This window comes from Leifsonia sp. RAF41 (assembly GCF_052114085.1).
Lineage (GTDB): Bacteria > Actinomycetota > Actinomycetes > Actinomycetales > Microbacteriaceae > Leifsonia.
In genome coordinates, this window is record NZ_JBFREB010000001.1 from 40,788 (window position 1) to 57,557 (window position 16,770).

Annotated in this window: 13 protein-coding genes; 7 read left to right on the plus strand and 6 right to left on the minus strand. The window is 68.9% G+C overall.

Annotated features, from left to right (window positions below; genetic code table 11):
* Positions 1-64 precede the first annotated feature (64 nt).
* From AB4Y74_RS00220 to AB4Y74_RS00230, 3 genes are all read left to right on the plus strand, one after another.
* Complete coding sequence (locus AB4Y74_RS00220; RefSeq protein WP_441800373.1) at positions 65-1,750, plus strand: MDR family MFS transporter; 1,686 nt, start codon at positions 65-67, stop codon at positions 1,748-1,750.
* Positions 1,751-1,773: 23 nt separating this feature from the next.
* Positions 1,774-2,274, plus strand: a complete 501-nt coding sequence (locus AB4Y74_RS00225; protein WP_441797104.1) for a MarR family winged helix-turn-helix transcriptional regulator — start codon at positions 1,774-1,776, stop codon at positions 2,272-2,274.
* A 184-nt stretch (positions 2,275-2,458) separates the two neighbouring features.
* Positions 2,459-3,094, plus strand: a complete 636-nt coding sequence (locus tag AB4Y74_RS00230; protein ID WP_441797105.1) for a hypothetical protein — start codon at positions 2,459-2,461, stop codon at positions 3,092-3,094.
* A 116-nt stretch (positions 3,095-3,210) separates the two neighbouring features.
* Here the strand turns inward: AB4Y74_RS00230 and AB4Y74_RS00235 are convergent, their stop codons facing one another.
* On the minus strand, positions 3,211-4,221 hold the full coding sequence (locus tag AB4Y74_RS00235) for a PHP domain-containing protein (RefSeq protein ID WP_441797106.1): 1,011 nt from the start codon (positions 4,219-4,221) through the stop codon (positions 3,211-3,213).
* A 47-nt stretch (positions 4,222-4,268) separates the two neighbouring features.
* Here AB4Y74_RS00235 and AB4Y74_RS00240 point away from each other — a divergent pair, with 47 nt between their 5' ends.
* Both AB4Y74_RS00240 and AB4Y74_RS00245 read left to right on the plus strand, forming a co-directional pair.
* Positions 4,269-4,838: a dihydrofolate reductase family protein gene (locus AB4Y74_RS00240; RefSeq protein ID WP_441797107.1), complete on the plus strand. Its 570-nt coding sequence runs from the start codon at positions 4,269-4,271 to the stop codon at positions 4,836-4,838.
* A 35-nt stretch (positions 4,839-4,873) separates the two neighbouring features.
* Positions 4,874-7,255 carry an ATP-binding cassette domain-containing protein gene (locus AB4Y74_RS00245; RefSeq protein ID WP_441797108.1) on the plus strand — a complete coding sequence of 794 codons (2,382 nt, stop codon included), beginning with the start codon at positions 4,874-4,876 and terminating at the stop codon, positions 7,253-7,255.
* A gap of 7 nt (positions 7,256-7,262) precedes the next feature.
* Here AB4Y74_RS00245 and AB4Y74_RS00250 read toward each other — a convergent pair whose 3' ends face one another.
* Genes AB4Y74_RS00250 through glgX form a run of 3 tightly spaced genes read right to left on the minus strand, consistent with a single transcriptional unit; the run spans position 7,263 to position 11,922 of the window.
* Positions 7,263-9,020 carry a glycoside hydrolase family 15 protein gene (locus AB4Y74_RS00250; protein WP_441797109.1) on the minus strand — a complete coding sequence of 586 codons (1,758 nt, stop codon included), beginning with the start codon at positions 9,018-9,020 and terminating at the stop codon, positions 7,263-7,265.
* An 11-nt stretch (positions 9,021-9,031) separates the two neighbouring features.
* A complete protein-coding gene (locus tag AB4Y74_RS00255) occupies positions 9,032-9,886 on the minus strand; it encodes a serine/threonine-protein kinase (RefSeq protein WP_441797110.1) in 855 nt (284 codons plus the stop codon).
* Complete coding sequence (glgX, locus tag AB4Y74_RS00260) at positions 9,883-11,922, minus strand: glycogen debranching protein GlgX (RefSeq protein WP_441797111.1); 2,040 nt, start codon at positions 11,920-11,922, stop codon at positions 9,883-9,885. Before glgX ends, AB4Y74_RS00255 begins: the two co-directional genes overlap by 4 nt.
* A 218-nt stretch (positions 11,923-12,140) precedes the next feature.
* Here glgX and AB4Y74_RS00265 point away from each other — a divergent pair, with 218 nt between their 5' ends.
* On the plus strand, positions 12,141-12,392 hold the full coding sequence (locus AB4Y74_RS00265) for a toxin HicA (RefSeq protein ID WP_441797112.1): 252 nt from the start codon (positions 12,141-12,143) through the stop codon (positions 12,390-12,392).
* Positions 12,389-12,715 (plus strand): type II toxin-antitoxin system HicB family antitoxin, encoded by a 327-nt coding sequence (locus AB4Y74_RS00270; RefSeq protein WP_441797113.1) that lies wholly within the window; start codon positions 12,389-12,391, stop codon positions 12,713-12,715. The genes AB4Y74_RS00265 and AB4Y74_RS00270 overlap by 4 nt, the downstream gene beginning before the upstream one ends.
* Positions 12,716-12,719: 4 nt before the next feature.
* On the opposite strand, the gene treZ is transcribed toward AB4Y74_RS00270, so the two are convergent.
* Positions 12,720-14,429, minus strand: coding sequence for a malto-oligosyltrehalose trehalohydrolase (gene treZ / locus AB4Y74_RS00275; RefSeq protein ID WP_441797114.1), 1,710 nt, complete (start codon positions 14,427-14,429; stop codon positions 12,720-12,722).
* Positions 14,426-16,690, minus strand: a complete 2,265-nt coding sequence (gene treY / locus AB4Y74_RS00280) for a malto-oligosyltrehalose synthase (protein WP_441797115.1) — start codon at positions 16,688-16,690, stop codon at positions 14,426-14,428. Before treY ends, treZ begins: the two co-directional genes overlap by 4 nt.
* Between the last annotated feature and the right edge of the window lie 80 nt (positions 16,691-16,770).

A 16,770-nucleotide genomic window follows, 5' to 3' on the forward strand; every position in this document is an offset into this window, starting at 1 on the left:
CAACCAATCGTTTCGAAGGATCTGCATGTCCACCACTCTCTCCAGGGATGGCTCACCCACGGTGATGTCGCACCGCCAGGTGCTCGAATCCCTCTCCGGGCTTCTGCTCGGGATGTTCGTCTCGATCCTCGCGGGCACGGTCGTGTCGACCTCGATGCCGCGGATCATCTCCGAGCTGCACGGAAACCAGACGGCCTACACGTGGGTCGTCACCAGCACGCTCCTCGCCACAACCGTGTCCACGCCCATCTGGGGCAAGCTCGCCGACCTGCTCAACCGCAAGCTGCTCATCCAGCTCGCCCTCGGGCTCTTCGTCGTCGGCTCGGCGCTCGCCGGCTTCTCGCAGGACACCAACATGCTCATCGGCTTCCGCGTCGTGCAGGGCCTGGGCGCCGGCGGCCTGACGGCCCTCAGCCAGATCATCATGGCCGACATCATCAGCCCGCGCGAGCGCGGCCGGTACATGGGCCTCTTCGGCGGCATCATGGCCGTCGGCACCGTCGGAGGCCCGCTGATCGGCGGGCTGCTGACCGACTCGGTCGGCTGGCGCTGGAACTTCTTCGTCGGCGTCCCCGTCGCGATCGTCGCCATCATCCTGCTGCAGTTCACCCTGAAGCTCCCGAAGCGGCCCGCGCGCAAGGTCCGCATCGACTACCTCGGCGCTGCGTTCCTCGCCGCCGGTGTCTCGCTGCTGCTGATCTGGGTGTCCCTCGCAGGCAAGAACTTCGACTGGTGGAGCGCGCAGACCGCATGGATGGTCGGCGGAGCGATCGCCCTGCTGATCGCCATGATCATCACCGAGCTCGTGGTGAAGGAGCCGATCATCCCGCTCGGGATGTTCAAGAACCGCACCTTCACGCTCGCCGTCATCGCATCCATCTCGGTCGGTGTCGCCATGTTCGGCACCTCGGTCTACCTCGGCCAGTACATGCAGCTCGCCCGCGGTGCGACGCCGACGGAGTCCGGTCTGCTGACGCTGCCGATGATCTTCGGCCTGCTGCTGTCGTCGATGATCGTCGGAAACCTGATCAGCAGGTTCGGCAAGTGGAAGGCGTTCATGGTCGTCGGCTCGGTGCTGCTGACCGTGGGGCTCTACCTGATGAGCACGATTGAGTTCGACACGAACTACGCGCTCGTCTCGCTCTACATGCTGATCCTGGGCGCGGGCGTCGGAATGGTCATGCAGAACCTCGTGCTGATCGTGCAGAACACGGTCCAGCCCGAGCAGCTCGGCGCGGCCAGCTCCAACGTCGCCTTCTTCCGCAGCCTCGGCGGCACCATCGGTGTGTCCGTGATGGGAAGCGTGCTCGGGTCGACGGTCATCAGCGCGATGGTCGACCGCAAGGACGACCTTCTGGCGGCCGCCGCCAAGAGCGGCGCGGCAGGCCTCAAGGCGCTCCAGTCGCTGCAGAGCGGCACGCTGCCCGAGGTGAACCATCTGCCCCTCGCCGTCCGCACCATCGTGGAGTCGGTTTACGGCCAGGCGGTAGCGGACATCTTCCTGATCGCCGTGCCGCTCGCGATCGTCACGATCATCGCGATTCTCTTCCTCCCGAACATCACACTCGGCACCAAGACGGCCATCGAGCGGATGAAGGAGAAGGAGACCGGCGCCGACAGCCCGATCGAGGCGGCCGAGGAGAACGCCCTCGAGGTGGCGGAGGCCCTCATCGGCGCTCCCGTCACCGGCTCGGTGGCGGCGATCCGACGGGATGCCGAGCGCGGAACCACCGCTGAGAACGGCCGCTAGACAGGCGCGTTATGATCACGGCCATGGACAACACGGGACGGGTGGCGGCGGGCGACGCCGCCGCCCTTCCGGCCGCTGGTGCGTCGACCGGGTCGACGGACCAGGCGATCGCCGATGTCGAGGAGCAGTTCACCCGCCTGTTCAACCAGGTGAGCACGGCGATGCGCGATCGCGCGTCGCACATCCACCCGGAACTGCAGCCCGGCGGCTACAAGTTGCTCAGCACGATCGTCCGTAGCGGACCGATCCACGCCGGCGACCTGGCCGCAATGCTCTACACAGACAAGAGCGTGATCAGCCGGCAGGTGCGAATCCTCGAAGACATGGGCTTCGTCGAGCGCCAGACGGATCCGACCGACCGGCGAGCGAGTTTCCTCGCCGCGACGCCCGAGGCGATCGAGAAGGTGAATGAGGTCCGTGCGGCGGATCAGGCGAATCTGTACCGCAGCCTGCGGCGCTGGGGCGAGGAGGACGTGCGTCGTCTGGCCGAGCTCCTGGAGCGGCTGAACGAAGTCACGCGGTAGCGTTCGCGGTAGCGATTCAGGGGGACGCTGGTACTCTTCGTCGGGTATGCCCCCCGCATCCACCCCCCTTCGCCCCCGCGGCCGCCCGAGCGGCCGTCGTGCCGCCGTGCCGACGCAGCGGGTGCGCATCCGGCTGCCGAGGCACAAGCGGCGGCCGGTTCTGCCGCTACGGCATCGTGTCGGAGTGACGCTCGCCATCATCGGGTTGGTGTGCGGGTTCTCGATCGTGCCGACCGACGAAGCCCTCGCCTCGACGCTGCGGATCGCGCCGTCGACGACCCTGGCTCCCGGTGCTCCCGCCGAGCGGGTGCCCGGCCAGGCTCCCGCGCAGGAACTGCTGGTGGATGCGACGATCGCCGCTCCCGTCGTGAATCGCGAGAGTCTCAGCGCGACGGATGGGCTCCAGACCCTCGCGCGGGTCGGGACGAACGAGGCCTGGGCGAAGCTCGTCCTCATGTTCGGCGGCTGGCCGCAGACCGACGCCAACCTCGCCCTCATGCTGCGCTGGATGCGGCAGGAGAACGGTCCGCCGGACTGGTGGAACCGCAACAACCCGCTGAACAACGGTTACGGCTCTGGTGGCGGAGCGGGTCTGGGCAGCTACCCCGATCTCGTCTCGGCCGCCGAGTACTGCGCGAAGAACCTGCAGCGCGGCTATCCCGACATCGTCGCGGGCCTCGAGGCCGGGACGTCGGCGGACGCCACGGCCGCCGCCATCTGGGCCAGCCCGTGGGCCACCAGCCACTACGGCAACGGGTCGCACTGGAGCACGCGCCCGGTCGAGATCGTGCAGGCGCCCGCCTCCGCCTGGGGCCTGTAACCCGCCCGTCCGTCCCACATCCCTCACCGGTCGAGTGGTGAGTCGTTGCTCCCACGCGGCCCGAGTTGCGACATCTTGTCGCAACTCGGGCGGGTGGCATCGTGAGGGACGGGGCCTCAGGACTTGGCGAGCCAGGTGCGGAGGCGCCCCAGCGGCCAGGTGGTGATGATGCGGTCGGCGGGCACGCCATTCGCCGCCGCGCGAGCGGCGCCGTAGGCGAGGAAGTCGAGCTGGCCGGGCGCGTGCGCGTCTGTGTCGATCGAGAAGAAGCAGCCGGCGTCGAGGGCGCGCTGGATGAGGTCGTCCGGGGGGTCCTGCCGCTCCGGTCGCGAGTTGATCTCGACCGCGACCTGGTTCTCGACGCACGCGGCGAACACCGCATCCGCGTCGAACTCCGACGGCGGACGCGTCCCACGGGAACCCTGGACGAGGCGCCCGGTGCAGTGCCCGAGGACGTTGGTGTGCGGGTCACGGATGCCGCCGAGCATGCGTGTCGTCATGGTCCGCCGGTCGGACCGGAGCTTCGAGTGGACGCTGCCCACCACCACATCCAGCCGGGCGAGCAGTTCGGGCGTCTGGTCGAGCGTGCCGTCCTCGAGGATGTCGACCTCGATGCCGGTAAGCAGGGTCACGGACCCGGTGTCCAGGTCGGCGATGATCTCCAGCTGCTCCTCGAGACGCTCCGCGCTCAGGCCGCTGGCGACGGTGAGCGTCGGCGAGTGGTCGGTGATCGCCTGGTATTCGCGGCCCAGCGTGGCGGCGGCGGCCGCCATCACCTCGATCGGCACCGTGCCGTCCGACCATTCGGTGTGGCTGTGCAGGTCCCCGCGGAGCTGGGCGAGCAGCTCCGCGCCGCCCGTGTCGAGCGGTGCGGCGTTCCGTTCGCGCAGATCGGCCAGGTAGGCGGGCACCTCGCCGTCGACCGCCTGCGCGATCACCTGGAACGTGCGGTCGCCGATCCCCTTCGTCCGCTTGAGGCGGCCGTCTGCGACCCGCGCGGCCAACTCCTCCTGACCGATCCCGTCGATCGTCGCGGCGGCACGCCGGAACGCCTGCACTTTGAAACTCGGGGCGAGTTCCCGCTCCAGCCAGAAGGCGATCTCGTTCAGGGCGTCGACGGCATCCATGCGCCCCATGCTCCCACCGTGTCGGTGGTCGTCGGTACCGTCGGCGCATGGGACGGATCATCTTCGACACGGCCGCGACCCTCAACGGGTGGATCGCCGATGAGCACGACTCGCTGTCGTGGCTGTTCGCGGTGCCCGGGGGCGAGGTTCCCGATCCGGAGTTGCTGCCGTCGACCGCCGCCGTGATGGTGGAGGGCCGCACGACGTACGAGTGGGTACTGCGGGAGTCCGACATCCTGGCGCATCCGGAGAAGTGGCAGGAGTTCCACGGCGCTCGGCCGACGTTCGTCTTCACGCATCAGGAACTGCCCGTGCCGGAGGGCGCCGACATCCGCTTCGTATCGGGGTCCGTCGAAGAGGCGCTGCCCGCGATTCGCGCGGCGGCGGGCGACGACGACATCTGGGTGGTCGGCGGCGGTGACCTTGCCGGCCAGTTCTTCGATGCCGGGGTGCTGGATGAGCTGGCCGTGTCCATCGCGCCGGTCACGCTCACCGGTGGCGCGCCGCTGTTTCCACGGAGGGTGGAGTCCGACCGACTCCGGCTCGAGTCGGTGACCGCAATCGGCCAGTTCGCGCGGCTGCGGTACAGCGTGGCAGCCACCGTCAGATCGTCCTGAGATAGCGTGGATCGCGCTCGACGGAGGGAGACGACATGACCGCGACGGCCGACAGTCACGATGTGATCCGGGTGCAGGGCGCACGCGAGAACAACCTCAAAGACGTGAACGTGGAACTGCCGAAGCGGCGGCTCACGGTGTTCACCGGTGTCTCCGGTTCTGGCAAGAGTTCGCTGGTGTTCGGCACGATCGCCGCCGAGTCGCAGCGAATGATCAACGAGACGTACAGCTCGTTCGTGCAGGGATTCATGCCCTCTCTCGCCCGCCCCGACGTCGACGTCCTCGAAGGGCTGACGACCGCGATCATCGTCGACCAGGAGCGGATGGGCGCGAACGCGCGCTCGACCGTCGGCACCGTGACGGACGCCAACGCGATGCTGCGCATCCTGTTCAGCCGGCTCGGACAGCCGCACATCGGGTCGCCGCAGGCCTACTCGTTCAACATTCCCTCGGTGACCGGCAAGGGTGCCATCACGGTCGGGGGAAAGACGGAACGGCGCGAGTTCACCCAGCTCGGCGGCATGTGCCCGCGCTGTGAGGGCATGGGTTCGGTGAGCGACATCGACCTCACCCAACTGTTCGATGACACGAAGTCGCTGGCAGAGGGCGCGATCACGGTCCCCGGCTTCACCACAGACGGCTGGTCGGTGCGCATGTTCAGCGAGTCGGGCTTCTTCGATCCGGACAAGGCCATCCGCGACTACAGCGAAGCCGAGCTGAACGACTTCCTGTACCGCGAACCGACCAAGGTCAAGATCAACGGGATCAATCTGACCTTCGAGGGGCTGATCCCGAAGGTGCAGAAGTCCATGCTGTCGAAGGATGTGGACGCGATGCAGCCGCACATCCGCGCCTTCGTCGAGCGGGCGGTGGCCTTCGCCCCGTGCCCGGAGTGCGGCGGGACGCGGCTGAGCGAGGGGGCGCGGAACTCGAAGATCGCGGGGGTCAGCATCGCGGACGCGTGCGCCATGCAGATCACGGACCTCTCCGACTGGGTTCGCTCGCTGAATGAGCCATCTGTCGCCCCGCTGCTGAAGAACCTGCAGCATCTGCTCGACTCCTTCGTCGACATCGGGCTCGGCTATCTCTCGCTCGACCGGCCCTCCGGCACGCTGTCCGGCGGCGAGGCGCAGCGCACGAAGATGATCCGGCACCTCGGATCGTCGCTCACCGACATCACCTACGTCTTCGACGAGCCGACGGTCGGGCTGCATCCCCACGACATCCAGCGGATGAACGAGCTGCTGCAGCAGCTGCGCGACAAGGGGAACACGGTGCTCGTCGTCGAGCACAAACCGGAGGCGATCGCGATCGCCGATCACGTGGTCGACCTCGGGCCGCTTGCCGGATCGGGAGGCGGCCAGGTCGTCTTCGAGGGGACCGTCGACGCGCTGCGCGCGAGCGGGACGCTCACGGGGCGGCACCTCGACGACCGGGCTCGACTCAAGGAGTCGGTGCGCACGGCGAACGGTGCGCTGGAGGTGCGCGGGGCCACCGAGCACAACCTGCAGGGGGTGGATGTCGACATCCCGCTCGGCGTCCTCGTCGTGGTGACCGGGGTGGCGGGCTCCGGCAAGAGCTCGCTCATTCACGGTTCGGTGGCTCCCCGAGACGGCGTCGTGGCCGTCGACCAGGGAGCGATCCGCGGGTCCCGGCGCAGCAACCCGGCGACGTACACGGGGATGCTCGAGCCGATCCGCAAGGCGTTCGCCAAGGCCAACGGTGTGAAGCCCGCACTGTTCAGCGCGAACTCCGCGGGTGCCTGCCCGAACTGCAACGGCGCCGGCGTCATCTACACCGATCTCGGGGTGATGGCGGGCGTCTCGACCGTCTGCGAGGTGTGCGAGGGACGACGCTTCGACGAGTCGGTGCTCGAGTACACGCTGGGCGGACGCGACATCAGCGAGGTGCTCGCGATGCCGGTCGCTGAGGCGGAACGGTTCTTCGCTAAGGGCGAGGCGAAGCTGCCGGCAGCCCACGCCATCCTGAAGCGGCTGTCGGATGTGGGGCTCGGCTACCTGACCATCGGGCAGCCGCTCACGACCCTGTCGGGGGGAGAGCGGCAGCGACTCAAGCTGGCGACGCACATGGCGGAGAAGGGCGGAGTGTATGTGCTGGACGAGCCGACGACGGGACTGCACCTCGCCGACGTCGAGCAACTCCTCGGCCTGCTCGACCGGCTCGTCGACAGCGGCAAGTCGGTCATCGTGATCGAGCACCATCAGGCCGTGATGGCGCACGCCGACTGGATTATCGACCTGGGTCCGGGCGCCGGCCACGACGGAGGGCGCCTCGTCTTCGAGGGCACACCGGCCGATCTGGTGGCGGACCGGTCGACGCTCACCGGCCAGCACCTCGCTCGCTACATCGGCGCGGACGTCCCTGCAGAGAACGCCACGAGCTCCAGGAGGGCCTGAGGGTTGGTCAGGGTCGCAGGTCGGCGATGGTCAGCGCGGCGTCGATGAGGCCGAGATGCGAGAGGGCCTGCGGGAAGTTGCCCCAGAAGGTGCCGTCCTCCTCCATCATCTCGGCGTAGAGGCCGACGTCGTTCGCCCGCTCCACCAAGTCGTCCATCAGCGCGGACGCCTCGTGCATGTCGCCGACGCAGGCGAGGGCGGCGACCAGCCAGAACGAGCACGCGACGAACGGTCGCTCGCCCTCGGCTTCCGCGCCCGTGAAGCGGTACAGCAGCGACCCGCTGCCGAGATCCCGTCGAAGCACGGCGATCGTCGAGCGCATCCGCTCGCCCCGATCGAAGCCGCTCGGCGCGTGCAGGAGCACCGACGCATCCAACTCGTCCTCGCCCGCCACCATCGTGTAGGCGCCGAGCTGGTCCGACCAGCAGTTCTCGTCGACCCAGTCGTGGATGAGGTCCGCCTCGCGCTTCCAGCGGGACGCGTTGCCCGCGGCCTGACCGAGCTCCGCCAGTTGCTGTGCGGCCTGCAACGCCTGCCAGCAGCCCATCTTCGACGACGTGTGCTGCCGCAGCTCGGTGAGCTCCCACATCCCCGAGTCGGGCTGCCGCCAGACGTCGCACACGCGGTCGGCGACATCGGACACCAGCCGCCGGGTCGGAACGTCGAGCACGTTGCCGGCCGCCGCATACGCCAGTGCGACGCTCAGCAGGTCGCCGTACACGCCCAGCTGCAGCTGGTGCGCCGCCCGATTGCCGGTGACGACCGGCCCGATGCCGCGCCAGCCCGGCACGTCGTGCGTCTGGGGCGCGGCGGAGGACTCCTCCCGCAGCCCGTACAAGATGCGCAACTCGCCCGCGTCGCCCTTGACCGCGCGCAGCAGCCAGGAGATCGAGGCGTGGGTCTCCTCGCGCAATCCGAAGCGGGCCAGTGCTCGGAGCGAGTAGGCGGTGTCGCGCACCCACGCGAAGCGGTAGTCCCAGTTCTTGCCGCCGCGCGAGGTCTCCGGCAGGGATGTGGTGGCCGCCGCCGCGATCGCACCGGTCGGCGCGTAGAGCAGAAGCTTCAAGGCCAGGGCGCTGCGCTGGACGGCGTCCGCCCAGGGCCCGCGATACGCGAACGTCCGCGACCACAGCTCCCAGTTGGAGACCGTGCGGTCGATCCCGATGTCGACGTTGTCCGGCTCCGGCAGGTGCAGCGGCTCGTCGTGGGTGGCCACGACGGTAAGCGTGCGGCGGCTGCCGGCGCCGACGCGGATTCGGCCGCCGAACCGCGGGGCGTCGGGGTCGGGCTCCGAGTCGGCCAACCCGGTGACACCGATGTTGACCGTGCCGACGCGCAGGATGCGGTTCCCGTCGATGTGCTCCGCCCACGGGCTCGACGTGCCCAGGACCGTTCCCGGCTCGACCGACCAGTCCAGCACCACGGTGCCGTCGAGGCCCTCGATGCGGCGCGCGAACTCCAGCCAGGGCAGGCGTCCGGCAACGCCGGTGACGAGCGCGTCGGTGACGCGGACGGTCCCCGTGGCGGTGGTGAACGTCGACTCCAGCACATTCGTGCCGGGCAGGTAGCGCCGCGTCGTCTCGAAGGCGCTCACCGGCTGCAGGACCATCCGGCCGCCGTTGTCGCGGTCGAGGAGCGAGGCGAACACGGGAGGGGAGTCCAGGCTCGGAATGGGCAGCCAGTCGACGGTCCCGGACCGATCGATCAGCGCGACGGTGCGACCGTCGCCGAGCGCGGCGTGGTCCTCGATGCCGGCGTCGACCATCCCGGCCGTCGTCAGACCCTCTGCAGGCCCGCGGCCGAGATGACCGCTTCGCGGAACTGCGGCGTCAGCTCTTCGGCGGTGGGTCGTGCTGCCGGGTCGCTCGACGTCATGTTCAGGAGGATGGCGGTCCAGCCGTCGGGAAGGTTCGGGGGCACCGGCGGCTCGTGCTCGAGGCGCGCCATGGCGGCCTCGACGGCATCGCCCGGGTAGGTCACCGAGCGTGTGAAGCACTCCAGCAATACGAGCCCGAGCGAGTAGATGTCGCTGGCGGAGGTGGCAGGCTGTCGCATCGCCTGCTCGGGGCTGAGGTAGGCGGCCGTTCCGGTCGTCTTACCCTCGTCGGGTTGTGAGGGCGCCCCCGCGATGCCGCTCGCGATCCCGAAGTCGGTCAGCCGTGCCCTGGCGCGGAACGTGGTGGTGCCGTACGAGACGAGCATGATGTTCGACGGCTTGATGTCGCGGTGGACGACACCGTTCGCGTGCACGTATTCGAGCGCCTCGGAGATGTCGTAGGCGATCTCGGCGATCTCCTCGAGCGTCAGCTCCCGCTGCCCCAGCACGGCGGCCAGGTCCGTCCCCGAAACGAGCTCCATGACGAGGAACGGTCGCGGATCCTTCGGCGCCGTGTAGTCGATGCCCGCGTCGATCAGGGACACGATGCCGTGGTGGCTGAGCCGCGCGAGGGCCGCCTGCTCGGTGCGGTACTGCGCCATCTCCTCCTCGCCGCCGGAACGGTAGAGCTTGATGGCGACCTCGCGGCCGAGGAGCTCGTCCGTGGCGCGGAAGATGCTGGCCTCGCCACCGCGGCCGATGACGTGCTGCGGGCGGTATCGCCCCAGCAGCGCCGGGATGCTGGAATCGGTCATCGGCTGTTCCGCAACCTCAGGAGGGCGAAGGACGACTCTCCGAGGATGACGCTTTCGCCGTCACCGAGGGCGAGCTCGGGGTCGCTGGAGAGCTCGAGCTCCCAGTCGCCGCCCTCGGCCTGGGGCAGGACGAACTCCACGCCGTTTCCGGCGGAGTTCAGCATCAGCAGGAAGGAGTCGGCTCCCTCGTGGCGCAGTTCGAAGGCGATGGTCCGTGCCTCCGGGTCGCCCCAGTCCTCGTCCGCGAACGGCTCGCCGTCCGCGCGCAGGATGCACACCACGTCGGTGCCCCCGACTTCGGGAGCGTGGCGGTACCAGACCGGTCGCAATGCCGGCTCGGTGCGGCGCAGCTGGATCAGCTTCGACGTGAACGCGTGCAGGTCCCAGTCGGCGTTCTGCCAGTCGAACCAAGAGATCTCGTTGTCCTGGCAGTAGGCGTTGTTGTTGCCCTGCTGGGTGCGGCCGATCTCATCCCCACCGAGAATCATCGGGACACCGGCCGACAGCAGGAGGGTTGCCAGGAAGTTCTTGCGCTGCCGGATGCGGAAGGCGTTGATCCCCTCGTCGTCGGTGGGGCCCTCGACGCCGTAGTTGGAGGAGCGGTTGTCGGACTCCCCGTCGCGGTTGTCCTCGCCGTTCGCCTCGTTGTGCTTCTCGTTGTAGCTGGTGAGGTCGGCCAGGGTGAAGCCGTCGTGCGCGGTCACGAAGTTGACGCTCGACAGCGGAGCGCGGCGCGAATCCTCGTAGATGTCCGGGCTGCCGAGCACGCGCTGCGACAGCGTCGAGAGCACACCCGGCTCGCCGCGCCAGAAGTCGCGCACGTCGTCGCGGAACTTGCCGTTCCACTCCGACCAGTCGGCCGGGAAGCCGCCTAGCTGGTAGCCGGCGACATCCCACGGCTCGGCGATCATCTTGACCTGCGCGAGCGTCGGGTCCTGCTGGATGAGGGTGAGGAACGCGCTGTGCAGGCTCGCATCGCCGCCCTGCCGAGTCAGCGTGGTCGCCAGGTCGAAGCGGAACCCGTCGATGTGCATGTCCTCGACCCAGTAGCGCAGAGAGTCCATGACCACCTGGAGCGCAGCCGGGTGGCTGACGTTCCAACTGTTCCCGGTGCCGGTGGTGTCGAAGTAGTGGGCGGCGTCGCCGTCGACGAGACGGTAGTACGACGGGTTGTCGATGCCCTTGAAGCTGTAGGTCGGCCCCATGTCGTTGCCTTCCGCGGTGTGGTTGTAGACCACGTCGAGGATGACCTCGATGCCGGCGGCGTGGAGGGCCTTCACCATGCCCTTGAACTCGTCCACCTGGTGACCGGTGTCACCCGTGGCGGCGTACTCGTTGTGCGGGGCGAAGAAGCCGATGGAGTTGTAGCCCCAGTAGTTGCGCAGCCCCTTCTCCTTCAGGTGCGCATCCTGCACGAACTGGTGGATGGGGAGCAGCTCGACCGCGGTGACGCCGAGGTTCTTGAGGTACTCGACGGCGGCGGGATGCGCGAGGCCGGCGTAGGTTCCGCGGAACTCCTCGGGCACCCACTCCATCAGCTTGGTGAAGCCCTTCACGTGGACCTCGTAGATGATGGTCTCGCTGAGCGGAGTGTGCGGGCGCTCGTGGTCACCCCAGTCGAACTCCTGGCGGTCGATCGCGACGCCCAGGGCGACGTGGCGCGCACCGTTGGTGTCGCTGCGGCGCTTCGGCCGGCCGAGCTGATGACCGAATACCGCCTGCGTGTTGTCCCAGGAGCCGGTCACGGCGCGCGCGTGCGGGGGCAGGAGCACCTTCGCGGGGGAGAAGCGGAGGCCGTTGGCGGGGTCCCACGGGCCGTCGACCCGGAGCCCGTAGCGCGTGCCCGGAACGAGGCCGGGGACGAAGCCGTGGAAGACGTGGCCGGTGCGCTCTGGAAGTACCGTCTGCGTCTCGCGACCGCGGCCGTCGAAGAGCGAGACGATGACCTTGTCGGCGCGCTCGCTGTAGACGGCGACGTTGGCGCCGCCCTCGCGCAGGGTGATCCCCAGCGGGTACGGCGTCGAGCCGGCGGTCATCGGTCTGCTCCGTCGCGGACTCGGCTGCTCGCGCAGCAAAACAGGGGACGGGGCAGTGACACGGTGTCTCCGATCGGCGTTAGACCGCCACATTACCTGCGGCGCGCCGTGTCCCTCCAGGCATTGACACCGAGCGGCCGGGACGTTAGACGCTGTCCGGCACCTCGCTAGTGAAGCTGCCGAGTTGACGAATGGGGTCAATAGTGACACCATGAAGGGTGCCGCAGATCGCAAAGCTCCTCCTGCGTATGAGGCAGAACCCGGCGGACATCCGGTTCCGTGAATTGGCGAAGGTCTGCGTCGCCTACTTCGGGGAACCGCGCCAGTCGGGTTCGAGTCACATGGTCTTCAAGACGCCGTGGAGCGGTGACCCGCGGGTCAACATCCAGAACGACCACGGACGGGCAAAGCGGTACCAGGTGTGCCAGGTCCTCCTGGCGATTGATCGATGGGAGAGTGAGCGACGATGACCGACTTCACGCATTACACCTATCGAGTCCTGTGGTCAGCCGACGATGGCGAGTTCGTTGGCCAAGTCGCTGAGTTCCCATCGCTCTCCTGGCTCGCGCCGACCCAGTCGGAGGCACTACTGGGAGTCGTACAACTTGTCGAAGAAGTCGTCGAGGATATGGAACGGGCAGGAGAGATCATTCCCGAGCCCTTCGCGGAACGCCCCTACAGCGGAGAGTTCAAGGTTCGGATCCCGCCGGAACTCCATCGGAGCCTGGCGATCCGGGCGGCGGAGGAGCACATCAGTCTCAACCGGCTGGTGAGCTCCCGACTCGCGTCCTGACCGATCACACGCGGGTGACGCGCACCGCCTCGCCGAAGGCGGCGACGGCGTCCGCAGGCGCGGTGCCAAGGCCGGTTCCGGAGAGGCTGACCTCGACGAGCAGGCCGCCGCGCGTGAAGCGGAAGATGCCCTCCGCGTAGGCGACGTCCGTTGCGGGAGCGTCGACCGCCACGGTCCGGCGCAGCGCTGTCAGTGTGCGGTACCACTCCAGCATCCGCGCGGACTCCGGCCGGTCGAGTTCCGACCAGTCGAGCTTCGATCGCTGGAACGTCTCCGGGTCCTGGGGGTCGGGCACAACGGCCCGGCCCCATCCCATCTTCGCGAACTCCTCGATGCGACCCTCCGCCGTGGCCTTGCCCAGGTCCGGCTCCGGGTGCGAGGTGAAGAACTGCCACGGCGTGGTGGCCGCCCACTCCTCGCCCATGAACAGCATCGGCGTGAACGGTCCGAGCAGGGTGAGGGTGGCAGCGACCGCCAGGCGGCCCGAGTCGAGGGTCGCGGTCAGCCGGTCGCCCGCGGCACGGTTGCCGATCTGGTCGTGATCCTGGCTGAACGCGACGAGACGCCGGAAGGGGATGTCGGGGTCGAGCGGACGCCCGTGGCGGCGCTCGCGGAAGCTCGACCAGGTGCCGTCGTGGAAGAACCCGCGCTGGAAGACGCGGACCAGTGCGCCCGGTTCGGCGAAGTCGGCGTAGTAGCCGGTGTCCTCGCCGGTCAGGTTGGCGTGGATGCTGTGGTGCACGTCGTCGTCCCACTGGGCGTGCAGCCCGTAGCCGTGGTGTGAGCGGCGGCGGATCAGCTTCGGGTCGTTGAGGTCGCTCTCCGCGATGAGCGTGCGGGCGCGGCCGCTCTCGCCGGCCAGCTCGTCGGCGAGCGCCGCCAGCTCTTCGAGCAGGTGCGTGGCGCCGTGGTCCTGGAGGGCGTGCACCGCATCCAGGCGCAGGCCGTCGACGTGCATCTCGCGCAGCCAATACTCGGCGTTGTCCAGGATGTAGCGGCGCACCTCGTCGGAGAGCGGACCGTCGAGGTTGACGTTCACGCCCCACGTGCTCGCTCCCTGACCGAGGTAGGGGCCGAACTTCGGCAGGTAGTTGCCGCTCGGTCCGAGGTGGTTGTAGACCACGTCCTGGATCACGGCCAGACCGCGCTGGTGGCACGCGTCGACGAAGCGCTGGTAGGCCGCAGGGCCGCCGTACTGCTCCTGCACCGCGTACCAGAGGACGCCGTCGTAGCCCCAGTTGTGGGTGCCGTTGAACGCGTTCACCGGAAGCACTTCGACGGCGTCGACGCCAAGTTCGACCAGGTGGTCGAGGCGGGCGATAGCCGAGTCGAGGGTGCCCTCCGGTGTGAACGTGCCGATGTGGAGTTCGTAGATCAGCGCGCCGGTGAGGTCGCGTCCCTCCCACGCCCCATCCGCCCAAGAATGGGACCGTGGGTCGAACTCCCGGCTCAATTCATGGACGCCCTGGGGCTGGCGCAGCGAACGGGGGTCGGGGATGGGGCCCTCGCCGTCGACGACGAAGCCGTAGTCGACGGCGTCGTCGGGCAGACCCGGTGACTCGGCGAGCTGCCACCAGCCGCCGGTCGGATCATCGGCGGTGGCCGGCACCGGCGTGAGCGGGAAGGTGCCGAGGTTGCCGATCACGACGTCCACCGCGCGCGCGGTCGGTGCCCAGACGGGGAAGCGACGATCGCGCCAGCCGCCGGCGGTCATCGGGCCACCGCCAGCAGAGCGACCGGGTACTGCTCGAATAGTGTGGCCAGCGGCACGCGGCCGCGGTGCTCCCGGCCGGTCAGTTCGTCGCGCAGGGGTGCATTCCCGAGGTCGATGGTCGTATCCGCCCAGCCACCGGTGGCGGAGAGGCCGACAGGCAAGCGGGTGGCGAGGGCGATCGCGCCACCGCGGTCGAAGCCGACGAGGTGACCAGCGCGCGACCCCTCCGCGTAGACCGGGCGGTAGCCGGTGAACAGCTCCGGCCGGTCGCGCAGCAGGCGGAGGGCTCGGGAGGTGACCAGCAGCTTCGCGGCGCCGGACGAGTCAATCTCGGGGAGCCATCCCTCGTCCATGTGCGCGAGCAGGGCGGCGGCGGCGTCGAACTCCACCGGTCGGCGGTTGTCCGGGTCGACGAGCGACCGCTCCCATCGCTCGGAACCCTGGTAGACATCCGGTCGCCCCGGCGCGAGCAGCTGCAGCAGCTTCGCGCCGAGACCATTGCTCGCACCGGGCGCCTCGATCACTGCGGCGAGTGCCTCCACTTCGGCCCGCACGCGCTCGTCGTCGAAGGCCGCATCGATGGCAGCGGCCATGCGCTCCTCGAACCGCTCGTCCGGGTCGGTCCATGCGGTGGATGCGCCCGCCTCGCGTGCCGCCTTGATTGCGTAGTCGTGCAACCGCTCGCGGGACGCCGGCCACGCGCCGACGACGGCCTGCCACAGCAGACTCTCCAGGGAGCCGTCGCCGAAGCCGACCCGCTCGCGCACGGTCCGCAGGAACCGCTCGAAGCGGCCGGGCAGCTCGGCCAGCACCGCGATGCGCGCGCGGGTGTCCTCCCCGCGCTTGGTGTCGTGGGTGGAGAGCACGGTCATCGACTCCGGGAGTCGTCGCTGCCGGTCCTCCTGCCGCCGGTGGAACTCCTCCGGAGACAGGGCGAACTCGGACGGGTCGCCGCCGACCTCGGTGAGGGACGTCAACCGGGTGAAGCGGTAGAAGGCATTGTCCTCGACACCCTTGGCCATGATCGCGCCGGTGGTCTGCTCGAACCGGTCACCCAGGCGGTCGGCGATGCGGGCGATCACCGGTGCGAGATCGGGCCGGGACTCGGCGGCGGCGAGGCGTGCCTCCTCGAGGTACTCCGCGCCGTACGGGAGGTAGCTGCGATACACCGGGAACCAGGCGGCCAACTCGGCGACGGCATCCGCGGTCTCCTCGTCGGTGCCTTCGCCCAGTTCGCGCACCACTCGCAGCACCTCGGAACGGAGGATGCTGTCCGCGACCGCGCGCTTGCGGCGGTGGATCAGCTCGACCCAGTCCTGGTTCTCCTCGCGGTCGTCGAGTTCGCCGGCGAGCGCGGTGAGCGGCCCCTCGCCGGACGGGTCGACGAAGACCCGGTCGATGGTGCCGAGGGCGTCGTAGCCGGTCGTGCCCTGGACGGGCCAGTCGGGCATCCGCTCGTCACCCTCGATGATCTTCTCGACCCAGATCGGAGCTTCGCCCGCCAGGTCCCGGAGGCGTTCCAGGTACTGGCCGGGGTCGCGCAGTCCGTCCGGGTGGTCCACCCGGAGGCCGTCGACCAGCCCCTCGCTCAGCCAGCGACCGATCTCGCGGTGGGTGTCGTCGAACACCTGCTGGTCTTCGACGCGGAGGCCTGCCAGGGTCGTGACCGCGAAGAATCGGCGGTAGTTGAGCTCGGCGTCGGCTCGGCGCCACGACATCAGCTCGTAGTGCTGGCGCGCGTGCACCTCGCGCGGGGTCCCTTCGCCCGTGCCGGGTGCGATCGGGAAGCGGTGGTCGTAGTAGCGGAGCTCGTCGCCCTCGACGCGGAGGGCACCCTCTTCGTCCGCGCCGTCGCCGAGGATGGGGAGCCGCAGCCGTCCTTGGCCGAACTCCCAATCGATGTCGAAGTAGGACGCGTAGCGGGAGTCCTGACCATAGGTCAGCAGATCCCACCACCACGGATTGACGGCGGGTGTCGCTACTCCCATGTGGTTGGGGACGATGTCGACCAGCACCTTCAGACCGCGTTCGTGGGCTGCGTCCGCGAACTCCCGCAGCGCGTCAGGGCCGCCGCGGGAGGCGTCCACACGGCTGTGGTCGACGACGTCGTACCCGTGCATCGAGCCCGGCTCGGCCTCGAGCAGCGGCGACAGGTAGACCCAGTCGGCACCGAGGCGGTGAATGTAGTCGAGCACCTGGGTCGCGTCGCGAAGGGTGAAGGAGGGGGAGATCTGAAGGCGGTACGTGCTCACAGCCCTCATTGTGGAGGAGGCGCGCGCAGCTCAGTAGGCCTTGAAATCCGAAGCCGAGTGGATTGCTAGACAGGCGAGCTATATCGATA

Bases quoted from the DNA above. Each gene is read 5' to 3' on its own strand.
- AB4Y74_RS00255 (WP_441797110.1), bottom strand. From the start codon at position 9,886: ATGACCGATTCCAGCATCCCGGCGCTGCTGGGGCGATACCGCCCGCAG.
- AB4Y74_RS00220 (WP_441800373.1), top strand. From the start codon at position 65: ATGTCGCACCGCCAGGTGCTCGAATCCCTCTCCGGGCTTCTGCTCGGG.
- glgX (WP_441797111.1), bottom strand. From the start codon at position 11,922: ATGACCGCCGGCTCGACGCCGTACCCGCTGGGGATCACCCTGCGCGAG.
- AB4Y74_RS00225 (WP_441797104.1), top strand. From the start codon at position 1,774: ATGGACAACACGGGACGGGTGGCGGCGGGCGACGCCGCCGCCCTTCCG.
- treY (WP_441797115.1), bottom strand. From the start codon at position 16,690: ATGAGGGCTGTGAGCACGTACCGCCTTCAGATCTCCCCCTCCTTCACC.
- AB4Y74_RS00240 (WP_441797107.1), top strand. From the start codon at position 4,269: ATGGGACGGATCATCTTCGACACGGCCGCGACCCTCAACGGGTGGATC.
- treZ (WP_441797114.1), bottom strand. From the start codon at position 14,429: ATGACCGCCGGCGGCTGGCGCGATCGTCGCTTCCCCGTCTGGGCACCG.
- AB4Y74_RS00270 (WP_441797113.1), top strand. From the start codon at position 12,389: ATGACCGACTTCACGCATTACACCTATCGAGTCCTGTGGTCAGCCGAC.
- AB4Y74_RS00245 (WP_441797108.1), top strand. From the start codon at position 4,874: ATGACCGCGACGGCCGACAGTCACGATGTGATCCGGGTGCAGGGCGCA.
- AB4Y74_RS00250 (WP_441797109.1), bottom strand. From the start codon at position 9,020: ATGGTCGACGCCGGCATCGAGGACCACGCCGCGCTCGGCGACGGTCGC.
- AB4Y74_RS00235 (WP_441797106.1), bottom strand. From the start codon at position 4,221: ATGGATGCCGTCGACGCCCTGAACGAGATCGCCTTCTGGCTGGAGCGG.